The 11,545-nt window shown below is 69.7% G+C and carries 11 protein-coding genes; 10 read left to right on the forward strand and 1 reads right to left on the reverse strand.

Annotated features, from left to right (window positions below; all coding sequences use genetic code 11):
- Positions 1-1,188, reverse strand: a 1,188-nt coding sequence (locus XM48_RS17780) for an Ig-like domain-containing protein (protein ID WP_197074132.1), incomplete at its 3' end; no start/stop codon positions are given.
- 697 nt (positions 1,189-1,885) lie between these two features.
- Here XM48_RS17780 and XM48_RS03330 point away from each other — a divergent pair.
- From XM48_RS03330 to XM48_RS03380, 10 genes are all read left to right on the forward strand, one after another.
- On the forward strand, positions 1,886-4,159 hold the full coding sequence (locus tag XM48_RS03330) for a polyribonucleotide nucleotidyltransferase (protein ID WP_046454373.1): 2,274 nt from the start codon (positions 1,886-1,888) through the stop codon (positions 4,157-4,159).
- A gap of 119 nt (positions 4,160-4,278) precedes the next feature.
- A complete protein-coding gene (locus tag XM48_RS18195) occupies positions 4,279-5,058 on the forward strand; it encodes a hypothetical protein (RefSeq protein WP_052961265.1) in 780 nt (259 codons plus the stop codon).
- Between the two features lie 83 nt (positions 5,059-5,141).
- On the forward strand, positions 5,142-5,852 hold the full coding sequence (locus XM48_RS03340) for an HAD family hydrolase (protein WP_046454375.1): 711 nt from the start codon (positions 5,142-5,144) through the stop codon (positions 5,850-5,852).
- A 9-nt stretch (positions 5,853-5,861) separates the two neighbouring features.
- Entirely contained in the window at positions 5,862-6,875 is a 1,014-nt protein-coding gene (gene phnD / locus XM48_RS03345; protein WP_046454376.1) for a phosphate/phosphite/phosphonate ABC transporter substrate-binding protein, read from the forward strand.
- Positions 6,876-6,901: 26 nt separating this feature from the next.
- Positions 6,902-7,738, forward strand: a complete 837-nt coding sequence (phnC, locus tag XM48_RS03350) for a phosphonate ABC transporter ATP-binding protein (RefSeq protein ID WP_046454377.1) — start codon at positions 6,902-6,904, stop codon at positions 7,736-7,738.
- Complete coding sequence (phnE, locus tag XM48_RS03355; RefSeq protein ID WP_046454378.1) at positions 7,735-8,547, forward strand: phosphonate ABC transporter, permease protein PhnE; 813 nt, start codon at positions 7,735-7,737, stop codon at positions 8,545-8,547. The genes phnC and phnE (XM48_RS03355) overlap by 4 nt, the downstream gene beginning before the upstream one ends.
- On the forward strand, positions 8,544-9,452 hold the full coding sequence (phnE, locus tag XM48_RS03360) for a phosphonate ABC transporter, permease protein PhnE (RefSeq protein ID WP_084820935.1): 909 nt from the start codon (positions 8,544-8,546) through the stop codon (positions 9,450-9,452). Before phnE (XM48_RS03355) ends, phnE (XM48_RS03360) begins: the two co-directional genes overlap by 4 nt.
- Positions 9,449-10,327: a MurR/RpiR family transcriptional regulator gene (locus XM48_RS03365; protein ID WP_046454379.1), complete on the forward strand. Its 879-nt coding sequence runs from the start codon at positions 9,449-9,451 to the stop codon at positions 10,325-10,327. Before phnE (XM48_RS03360) ends, XM48_RS03365 begins: the two co-directional genes overlap by 4 nt.
- A gap of 107 nt (positions 10,328-10,434) precedes the next feature.
- The gene (locus tag XM48_RS03370) at positions 10,435-10,938 is read left to right on the forward strand and encodes a thioredoxin family protein (RefSeq protein WP_231580787.1); all 504 of its coding nucleotides are present in this window, start codon (positions 10,435-10,437) and stop codon (positions 10,936-10,938) included.
- On the forward strand, positions 10,935-11,528 hold the full coding sequence (locus tag XM48_RS03380) for a DUF4395 family protein (protein ID WP_084820937.1): 594 nt from the start codon (positions 10,935-10,937) through the stop codon (positions 11,526-11,528). Before XM48_RS03370 ends, XM48_RS03380 begins: the two co-directional genes overlap by 4 nt.
- Positions 11,529-11,545: the final 17 nt, after the last annotated feature.

Below are 11,545 nucleotides of genomic sequence, written 5' to 3' on the forward strand. Positions count from 1 at the left end.
ACCCTCCTTCGGGCCCGTAATCACGAGCTCCGCGATGGGGGCTGCGACATCAACGGTGAAGGAGTGATCGACCTTCTGCCCGTGCTCATCCGTCACGGTGATCTCAACCAGGCCGTTGGGCTGCGCGGGGAGCGTGATCGACCACTCGCCCTTTGCGTTCGCGGTCGTCGTGCCGATGACCTTGCCATCCTTATCGGTGATGGTGATGTCAGCCTTCGGCTCGGAGGTGCCCGTCACGACCGGCTTGTCCGTAGTGACCGTGGAACCGGCGGTCGGGCCGGACACGGCCAGCTGATCGACCACGTTGACCGTGATCGTCGCGGTCGCCTCAGACGTCTCGCCGCCGTCCTTCGGGGTCTGTACCGCGGTCAGCTGATTCGGGCCCTTCGCCAGGTCACTGGTCGGAGTGAGGGACCAGGTGCCATCCTCGGCGACCGTGGTCGTGCCGAGCGACGTGCCGTCCTTGTCCTTGACCTCGACCTGCGCACCAGGCTGACCCGTACCGGACAAGGCAGAATTCATTGAGGACACGACCGCGTCTTCAAAGGCTACTTTTGTGACAAGACCTTCGAGCCCGGGGATCAAAAGAGGTTGGAAAGCGTGCGGCATCCCAACATGGCTTCCAATAAATAGCGGTTCGTGTTCGCCGCCAATGGACCCGAGGTATCGCCCGTCCGCCTTTCCTCCAACAACTTTCAGTCCAATTTCACCTGCCTCATTCTGCGTGAGCGCAAAGTGCGCGCAATTTCCTGGTCTTTGTTGGCCGAATCCGACGGTGGTATACAGGTTCTGAAGAGAGCCCGCGCTGTAGGGCGGCGTTTGGTCGGCAATGCATGTGAATGTTCCATCACTCTTCTTGATGATATCAATTGGTCCAGTTGTGCCCGGAGCGGGTATTTCAAATTCAATGTTCCGGATCCTCCCGGCGGAAGTTGGCGCAGTGGAAGGGACTAAGACATATCTGGTTTCTTTTCCAACGGTAAAATAACTAACATCCCAAGCCCCGATCCACCAGTCATCAGGTCTCGGAGAAGGGTTTGCGTATGCCAGAGTAGTTCTAATTCGATCGCCCTGGTTTTCTGCTTTCGGGGAGGCAAATGCCGTACTCTCCGCATGTGCTATGCCTCCACTTAGCGCGAGGGTGCCAATAATTCCAAATGCGCTTATGCGTCCGATCTTGTTCTTCATGAGTGGTGTTTCCCTCCGCCGCCCTCCGCGCCGTCATGCGAGAGGGTGGGCAAGCTTCCAGTCGGATCCGTGCGATGCGACTGCGAAGACTCTAACATGTTAGGGGTTAGCAGCGGTAGGGGGTGATTGCTGGGAAGAGGCTGGGTTTCGACTCGCTGTGCTCGCTCAACCGGCGGGAGAGGGGCGTCGTTTCGGTGGTGGGAGGGGAGATCCTGCGACTCGCAAGCTCGCGCAGGATGACGGAGGTGGAGCAAGCTCGCGCAGGATGACGGGTGAGGGGCTCGCTCAATCAGTGGGCGGAGGATCCTGCGACTCGCAAGCTCGCGCAGGATGACAGGGAAGGGGAGCCACCGCAGGTGACCGCAGAAGAGAGGTGGTGCGCCGCCGCAGGCGACCGCAGAAGAGAGGTGGTGCGCCGCCGCAGGCGACCGCAGAAGAGGGGAACCGTCCCAGGGATCCTTGTGGGCGAAACGGTCGCGCGATGCTAGCCTGGGGGAGTAGACGTCTGTCTGCATCAACGATGAATCGAGCACGTCGGCTGCGTGCTGGTCTTCGGTGGTGGATCCCTCAGCTCGGCCCCGACCCGCTCGGGGCGACGAAACCGCAGGGTGGTCTTCGACTGTCGATCAGCGCCTCGTCCACATGAATCCGCGTTCGAGGCAGCTCGCCGCGTGCTCAAAGCACGTAAGGAGAACCCGTGGAGGGTCCTGAAATCAAGTTCGCCGAGGCTGTGCTCGACAACGGCAAGTTCGGCAAGCGCACCATCCGTTTCGAGGCCGGCCGCCTCGCACAGCAGGCGCAGGGCGCGGTCGCCGCGTACCTCGACGAGGAGACGATGCTCCTCTCGGCCACCAGCGCCTCCAAGCAGCCGAAGGACCACTTCGACTTCTTCCCGCTGGCCGTCGACGTCGAAGAGCGTTCGTACGCCGCCGGCAAGATCCCCGGCTCGTTCTTCCGACGCGAGGGCCGCCCCTCGACCGAGGCAATCCTCGTCTGCCGCCTGATCGACCGCCCCCTGCGCCCGTCGTTCGTCGACGGTCTCCGCAACGAGGTCCAGATCGTCATCACCGTCCTCTCGATCGCACCGGGCGAGTTCTACGACGCCCTCGCGATCAACGCGGCATCGGCATCGACCCAGATCTCGGGCCTGCCCTTCTCGGGTCCCATCGCCGGCGTGCGCCTCGCGCTCATCGGCGACCAGTGGGTCGCGTTCCCCAACGTCGAGCAGCTGAAGGACGCCGTCTTCGACCTCACCGTCGCCGGCCGCGTCGTCACCAAGGCCGACGGAACCGAGGACGTCGCCATCATGATGGTCGAGGCCGAGGCCACCGAGGGGTCCTGGAACCTGATCAAGGCCGGCGCGACCAAGCCCGACGAGGCCGTCGTCGCCCAGGGCCTCGAGGCCGCCAAGCCCTTCCTCTCGCAGCTCGTCAAGGCGCAGGAGCAGCTCGCAGCCCAGTCGGCGAAGGAGGTGCAGGAGTACCCCGTGTTCCTGCCCTACACCGACGAGGCCTACGCCGCCGTCGCCGCCCTCGCCGAGACCGAGCTCGCCGGCATCTACCAGATCGCCGACAAGCAGGAGCGTCAGGACGCCGACGACGCGCTCAAGGCGCGCGTCAAGGAGGCCATCGCGGCCAAGGTCGAGGCCGGCGAACTGCCCGCCGAGGTCGAGGGTCAGGTCTCCGCCGCCTACAAGTCGGTCACCAAGAAGATCGTGCGCGGCCGCATCCTCTCCGAGGGCGCCCGCATCGATGGCCGCGGCCCCCGCGACATCCGCGATCTCGACGCCGAGGTGCAGGTCATTCCCCGCGTCCACGGCTCGGCGATCTTCCAGCGCGGCGAGACCCAGATCATGGGCGTCACCACGCTGAACATGCTCAAGATGGAGCAGCAGATCGACTCGCTGTCGCCCGTCACCAGCAAGCGCTACCTGCACCACTACAACTTCCCGCCCTACTCGACCGGTGAGACCGGCCGCGTGGGTTCGCCGAAGCGTCGCGAGATCGGGCACGGCTTCCTCGCCGAGCGCGCACTCGTGCCGGTGCTGCCCGCCCGTGACGAGTTCCCCTACGCCATCCGCCAGGTCTCCGAGGCGCTCGGCTCCAACGGCTCCACCTCGATGGGCTCCGTCTGCGCCTCCACGCTGTCGCTGCTCAACGCCGGTGTGCCGCTGCGCGCGCGCGTCGCAGGCATCGCAATGGGCCTCGTCTCCGACGAGGTCGACGGCGAGACCCGCTACGCGACCCTCACCGACATCCTCGGTGCGGAGGACGCGCTCGGCGACATGGACTTCAAGGTCGCAGGCACCTCGGAGTTCGTCACCGCACTGCAGCTCGACACCAAGCTCGACGGCATCCCTTCCGATGTCCTCGCCGGCGCGCTGTCGCAGGCGAAGGAGGCTCGCACCACGATCCTCAACGTGCTGAACCAGGCGATCGACGCCCCCGACGAGATGGCGCCCACCGCGCCCCGCGTCATCACGGTCAACATCCCCGTCGACAAGATCGGCGAGCTGATCGGCCCCAAGGGCAAGACGATCAACGGCATCCAGGACGAGACCGGCGCCGACATCTCCATCGACGACGACGGCACCGTCTACATCGGCGCCGTCGACGGCCCGTCGGCCGAGGCCGCCCGCGCTCAGGTCAACGCCATCGCCAACCCGCAGAACCCCGAGGTCGGCGAGCAGTACCTCGGCACCGTCGTGAAGAACGCCACCTTCGGCGCCTTCGTGTCGCTGCTCCCCGGCAAGGACGGCCTGCTGCACATCTCCGAGGTGCGCAAGCTCGTCGGCGGCAAGCGCATCGAGTCCGTCGACGAAGTGCTCTCCATTGGGCAGAAGATCCTCGTCCAGATCACCAAGGTCGACGATCGCGGCAAGCTGTCGCTCGCCCCGGTGCTCGAAGAGGACGCTGCCGAGGGCGAAGCCCCCGCAGCCGACGCCGCGACCGAAGAGGCCGCAGCCGAGTAACCCCGAGAGCCGGATCCTGATCCGGCCCTGACCGAGCCCCGGGCGCACCGCGCCCGGGGCTTCGTCGTCCCCGCACCAGACGTCCGCACCCCGCCCCGCGACCTGGCATAGTCGAACCCGTGACCGACGCGCCCTTCCCGCTGCCCGCACTCCACCCCGTGCTCGAAGCAGTCCGACGCGACGCCGCAACCGGCCGCCTCGCCCACTGGGGCGCCTCCACCCTCATCGACGAACACACCGGCGTCCCCTCCATCGACGCCGAACTGTTCGAAACCCTGCACCGGGCCGCCGGCCTCGACGCCGCATTCCCCAACGGCCACGCCGGCCTCCTGCACGTCTACGGCTACTGGTACTCCACCGTGCCCACCCCCTACGGCTACAAACGCGACCGCTGGCACGACGGCACCCTCGCCCGCGCCTACGGCCTCCCCGCCGACGCCTTCCACCTCGACGCGCCCCAGGCCGGCCCGCCGGGATCCGGTAGGCCCGGATCCGGTGCGCCGAGCTCCGGTGCACCGGGATCCGATCTGGAGCCCACGCTGCTCGCGCGCGTCACCGGAGCTGCGCTCCCCGTGCTGCGCCGCCCGCCCGCAGGATCCCTCGTCGCCGACGCGGTGGTCGACGGCCGGCTCAGCCGCGTCGTGCTGCAGCATGGCCCGGGTGCGGAGACGCCCGCGCTCGTCTACGGGATCGAGCCGAGCGGATCCGACGCCGGCGCCGCCACCGGCACCGGCGGAATAGGAACCGGAACCGGATCCGCCGCGCCGCCCGGATCCGCGCCCGCGTCGGACCGCCTCGTGCTGCTCACCACGTTCCCGTTCTCGGGCGATCCGGCCCCGCTGCTCGAGGAGTTCGTGCGCGAACCGGTGCTCCGTTGGAATGCGGTCAGTCACTCGTAACGGACTGTTCACCCGTTCATCGACATCCCGTCCATTTGTGCTCGTAGTTTTGGATCAAACGTCCAGAACGGGGAAGAGAGCACATGCGACCGAGCATCGTCTTCGACTTCGACGGCACGCTCGCCGTCGGCCACGGGCCCGTCCGCGCCTACGCGCGGATCGCCGCGGAATCCGCGGCCGAGGGGTACGCCGAGCGCGTCGAGGCTGAACTCGCCCGCTACGACGCGGGGGAGAGCGCCTACCGCGACGGCTACGACATCGTCGGATCCCTCGCCGCCGACGACGGCGTCGCCCCGGAGGTGCTCGAGGCCGCCTACCAGCGCAGCCGCGACGCGCTCGGCACGCCGCTCGCCCCGGTCGAGGCCGCCGACGGGCTCGACGCGCTGCTGACCGGGCTCGGGCGGCACGCCCGCCTCGTGCTCGCGACCAACGCGCCCGAGACCGGGATCGACCGCGTGCTCCGCTCCTGGGGCGTGCGCGACCGCTTCGACGAGCTCTGCTTCACGGTCGGCAAGCCCGCGGGCCTCACCGCGCTCGTCGCGCGCCTCCTCGAAGACGGCCCCGTGCTCGCGATCGGAGACATCGCCGAGTTCGACCTGGTGCCCGCGCTCGCGCTCGGCGCCGACACCGCCCTGGTCGGCGCCACCGCCGCGGGCGCGCAGCACGCACAGCTTCCGGTGACGATGCGCGGGTGCTCGCTCGCCGCGCTCCGCACCGAGATCGAAACCTGGGCCGCGACCGCGGCATCCAGCAGCCCCGCGCCGCTCGGCACGGGAACCGGCACCGAAAGGTAACCCCCACTCATGCGCAAATCCGTTATCGCCGCAGGCGCACTCGCCGTCCTCGCGCTCGGACTCGCGGGCTGCAGCGCCGCCGACTCCGGGGCCTCCGCGGCCGGCGGCACGAAGGACTGGCCGAAGTCGATCACCATCTCGCTCGTGCCCTCGGTCGAGGGCGAGGACCTCGCCGAGGCGCTCGACCCGCTGACCAAGTACCTGTCGAAGGACCTCGGCATCGAGGTGAAGGGCGTCGTCGCGAGCGACTACGCCGCCACCGTCGAGGCGCTCGGATCCGACCAGGCCCAGGTGGTCATCACCGACGCCGGATCCCTGTTCAACGCGACCGAGCAGCACGGCGCCAAGCTGATCCTGCGCGACGTCCGCTTCGGCGCGACCTCGTACGCGGGAGTCGCCTACACGAACAACCCCGGCAAGTACTGCGCCGACAAGCCCGTCACGGTGAAGTACGCAGCCAGCGGCATCGACCTCTCGTACTGCAACGGCATCGAGAAGGCCGGCGCGGACGCGGCGGGCAAGGGACCGGCCGGGATCGACGCGCTGAAGAAGATCACCCCGGGCACCAAGGTGGCCCTGCAGGCCGCCACCTCGCCCGCCGGCTACCAGTACCCGGTCGTCGCCATGCGTGACGCCGGCATCGACACCGACACCGGGATCACCCAGGTGCCGGTCGAGGGCAACAACAACGCGGTGCTCTCGGTCTACAAGGGCGACGCCGAGGTCAGCTTCGGCTACTGGGACGCGCGCACGACCGTGACCAAGGAGGCGCCCGACGTCGCCGACAAGGTCGTGGCCTTCGCCTACACCGAGATGATCCCGAACGGCGGCGTCGCGGTCTCGAACACACTGCCCGACGACCTCGTCGAGAAGCTGACGAAGGCGATGGACGGCTACGCCGACTCGTCGAAGGAGGCGAAGGACGTGATGTTCAAGCTCGTCGGCCTCTCCGACTGGACCGCCGACACCGCACCCGAGCAGATCGCCCGCTACGGCGAAGTGCTCAAGCAGTTCTCCAAGTAACCGCGCAGCGACAGGTTCATTCTTCAATGCCCAGCACCACCGAAGCGCGCCACGGGGCGGGGGCCGGCCACGCGTCGGCCGCCGCATCGTGGCGCATCGCCCTCGACCGCGTCTCGGTCACCTACCCGAACGGCACCCGCGCGCTGCAGGACGTCTCGCTCGCGATCGAGCCGGGCGAGATGGTCTCCATCGTCGGCCTCTCGGGATCCGGCAAGTCGACGCTGATCCGCACCATCAACGGCCTCGTCGGCGCCACTTCCGGCACGGTCGCGGTCGGCCCGCACCGGGTCTCCGAGCTGCGGGGCCGCGGCCTCCGCGAGGCCCGCGGGCACATCGGCATGATCTTCCAGGCGTTCAACCTCGCCGAGCGCACGAGCGTCTACCGCAACGCGCTCGTCGGCCGCTTCGCGCACTCGCCCGCGTACCGCACCCTGCTCGGGATCCCGAGCGCGACCGATCGCGAGATCGTGCTGCGGGCCCTCGACTCGGTCGGCATGCTCGACAAGGTCTGGGCACGCGGCGGCGCGCTCTCGGGCGGGCAGAAGCAGCGCGTGGCCATCGCCCGCGCGCTCGCGCAGGAGCCCAGCGTGATGCTCGCCGACGAACCCGTCGCGAGCCTCGACCCGCCCACCGCGCACGCCGTGATGGCCGACCTGCGGCGCATCAACGCCGAGCGTGGGCTCACCGTGCTCGTCAACATCCACCTCATGGATCTCGCGCGGCAGTACACCGACCGCATGATCGGGCTGCGCGACGGGCGGATCGTCTACGACGGCCCCGCCGCCGACGCGAGCGACGCCGACTTCGAGCAGATCTACGGCCGGCCCATTCAGCCGCGCGACCGCCTGGGGTCGGGGGCGTGAGCGCGGGGACCGGGGCGGCCCTCGAACTGCCGCCGAAGCCGCGCAGCACCCTGCGCACCGCGCTCGTGATCGCGGCGGTCGTCGCGTTCACCGTCGCGACGTGCCTGCCCGCCATCGGCGGGATCGACCTCGACTTCGCATCGATCGCGCGGCACTGGCGCAACGGCCTGACGAAGCTCGCCCAGCTCGCCCAGCCGAACCTCGCGTTCCTGCCGCGCACCTGGGCGCCCATGCTCGAGACGCTGCAGATGGCGCTCGTCGGCGCCGTGCTCTCGGCGCTGTGCTCGGTGCCGATCACGCTGTGGGCCGCGGCCCCGACCAACCCCCGCGGGATCACGCGGCGCGTGGTGCGCACCCTCGTGAACGTGATCCGCGCCGTGCCCGACCTCGTCTACGCGACCGTGCTCGTCGCGATGGTCGGCGTCGGCGCGCTGCCGGGCGTGCTCACCCTGTTCCTCTTCAACCTCGGGATCGTGGTCAAGCTCGTCTCGGAGGCGATCGACGCCGCCGACCACGGCTACATGGAGGCCGGCCGCGCCGCGGGCGGCACCCAGTTCCAGATCAATCGGGCGACCGCGCTGCCGCAGGTGCTGCCGCTGTTCGCGAACCAGTGGCTGTACGCGCTCGAACTGAACGTGCGGGTGTCGGCGATCCTCGGCATCGTGGGCGCGGGCGGCATCGGCCGCCTGCTCGACGAGCGCCGCGGCTTCTACGCCTACTCCGACGTCTCGGTGATCATCCTCGAGATCCTGGTCGTGGTCATCGCGATCGAGATCGTCTCCAATCTGCTGCGCAGGAGGCTCGTATGACCCGTCTCGATCCGGGGGTCGATCCTCGGCCCGCAGTGGCTTCGGCAGACGCTGCTGCTGGGCCTGCTGCCGCGTCTGCTGTTGCGCCTGCTGTTGCGCCGCGTGCGTTCGCCCCGCTCGCGCTGCCGCCCCGCCCGTCGCGGATCTGGCCGACGCTGTGGGCGATCCTCGCCGGCCTCGTCTTCCTGGTCGCCGCGAGCGGCCTCAAGATCTCGTGGGCCGAACTGCCGGCGCTGCCCGGCCAGGTGCTGCACTACGTCGAGCTCATGTTCGCCTCGCCGAACTGGGAGAAGCTGCCGCGCGCCCTGTTCGAGACCTGGCGCTCCATCTCGATGGCGTGGATCGGCGCGATCCTCTGCGTCGTGATCTCGATCCCGCTCGGCATGCTCGCCGCGAACTCCGTCGGGCCGCTGTGGCTGCGCGTGATCCTGCGCGGGCTCTTCGCCGTGATCCGGGCCGTGCCCGAGGTGATCATCGCGCTCGTGCTGCTCACCGTCACCGGCCTCACGCCGTTCACCGGGGCGCTCGCGCTCGGGATCGCGGGCATCGGCACGCAGGGCAAGTGGGTGTACGAGTCGGTCGAATCGGTGCAGGACGGCGCGGCCGAGGCCGTGCGCGCGGCCGGCGGCACGACCGCCGCGGTGACGCGCTGGGCGCTCTGGCCCGCGGTCGCCCCCGCGCTGCTCTCGTTCGCGCTCTACCGCTTCGAGATCAACATCCGCACCTCCGCAGTGCTCGGCTTCGTGGGAGCCGGCGGCATCGGAAGTATGCTGTCGAACTACACCAACTACCGGCAGTGGGACACGGTCGGCATGCTGCTGATCGTCGTGGTCATCGCGACCATGCTCATGGACGCGATCTCGGGGGCGATCCGCCGCCGCATCATGAACGGAAGGCGAGCATGAGCTGGACCGGAGACCCGTCGGCCCGGCCGAGCGTGCGGATCGCGTCGCTCGCGCCCGGACTGCAGCGCACCGAACGCCGCGTCGTCGAAGCCGTCGTGCAGGACCGCGACCGAGCCGTCGGCATGACGGCGCAGGACCTCGCCGAACTCGTGGGCGTCGGCCGCACGACCGTGATCCGCGCGGCGCAGTCCCTCGGATACGAGGGGTACCCGCAGCTGCGCGTCGCGCTCGCGCAGGAGCTCGCGCTCGAACAGGCGGGGCAGGAGTCTGCGGAGGCGGGAACCGGCACGGATGCGACGGCGCTCGGTCGGCTCCGATCCCGGATCGGGCGATTCGGGGCGCGGTTCGGCGACTCGGTGTCGGCGCTCACCCCCGAGGCCGTCGACGCGTTCGTGCGTGAGCTCGACGAGGCGAACCGCGTGCTCGTCGTCGCGAACGGGCTCTCGGGGCCGCTCGGGCTCGATCTCGTCATGCGTCTGAACTCGGCAGGCCGGCCCGCCGAGCACTTCGCGGATCCGCTCGCGCAGCAGATCGCCGCCCGGCAACTCGGCGCCGACTCGGTCTGCGTCGTGTTCTCGGGATCCGGCGCAAACGCGGCCACGCTCGACGCGATGCGCGCGGCGCGGGCCGGGGGAGCGCGCGTGCTCGCCATCACCTCGTTCTCGCGCTCGGGCACGGCCGAGCTCGCCGACACCGTGCTGCTCGTGCCGCCCGTGAGCGGAGGCTTCCAGGACGAACTGATCCACACCTCCCGCGCCGCGCTCATGCTGCTCACCGAGCAGCTCGTCGAGCTCTTCATCGAGCACCGCGGCGAGCGCGGACGCGAAGCGCGCGCCGCTGCGCTCTCCGTGCTCGCGGGGGTGCTGCGGGACTGAGGGTCGCGGGGCTTGGGCCTCGGCCTTGGGGCGCGGCCGTGTCGGCGACCGTCTCGCGGCGTCACACTCGCCCCAGCCAGACATTCCGTTGCATAATGGGAGACATTATGGGATCGAATGCAATGGTCGTGGTTCTCGCGCTCGCGGGTCTCGTCGTCGGCGCGACGCTCCTCGGCCTGCTGCTGCGTGCCAAGCAGACGCGCGTGCGGTCCACCGCGTCGGACGATGCGGCGGATCGGATCCGTCCGGTAGATCTCGCGGCGCCGACAGGCGAGACGCCCGGCGCGACCCCCGAGGCTCCGGAGTTCGGGGAACGGCTGACGCTCGTGCAGTTCAGCACGGAGACCTGCGCGCGCTGCCCGGCGAGCGCGCGCAGCCTGTCGGGGGCGGCCGACGCGTTCGACGGCGTGCGCCATGTCGAGATCGATGTGACGCACCGCGACGACCTGATCCGGCGCTTCTCGGTCCTCCGCACCCCGACAGTGCTCGTGCTCGACGCGCAGCATCGCCTCCGTGCCCGAGTCTCGGGCCCGGTCAGCGCGCAGCACGCGCGCGATCTCGTCGAAGCGCACGTCGGCGCCGACCGCACGATCGAAGGGAGCCTCGCATGAGCTCGTCCACCGCGCCGGGAAGCGCCGCATCGGGATCCGCCGCGGCGGATCCGCGACCCGGGGAGCCGGGACCCGCGGGTCCGCGACCCGGGGGTCCCGGATCCGCGGGAGTGGATCCGCGCGGGCCGAGGTTCGCTGCAGGGATCACGGCCGCCCTGCTGCTCGTCGACGTGGCGCTCGCACTGCTGACGGGGAGCGCGACCGACGGCGCGGCGCTCGCCGCGCGCTCGCCCCTCGAACGTCTGGCCGAACCCGCGTCGCTGCTCCTGCTGGTGCTGTTCGCCCTCTTCGTCTGGGGTGCGAGCGCGGGCGTGCGCCGGCATCCGTTCGGACTGCTGTTCGCGCGCGTCATCCGCCCGCGCCTCGCGCCGCCCGAAGAGCTGGAGCCGGCGGAGCCGCCCACCTTCGCGCAGGGCGTCGGCGCGTTCGTCGCCGGTGCCGGGCTCGTGCTGCACGCGTTCGGGGTGCCCTGGGCGCTGCCGATCGCGGCCGCCGCGGCGTTCATCGCCGCGTTCCTCAACGCGGTGTTCGCCTTCTGCCTCGGCTGCGAGCTCTATCTCATCCTCCGCAGGGCGCGTCTGATCCGCTGAGCGCGGAGACGCCTGTG

Origin of the sequence: Leucobacter sp. Ag1 (assembly GCF_000980875.1) — a bacterium.
Taxonomy (GTDB): Bacteria; Actinomycetota; Actinomycetes; order Actinomycetales; family Microbacteriaceae; genus Leucobacter; species Leucobacter iarius.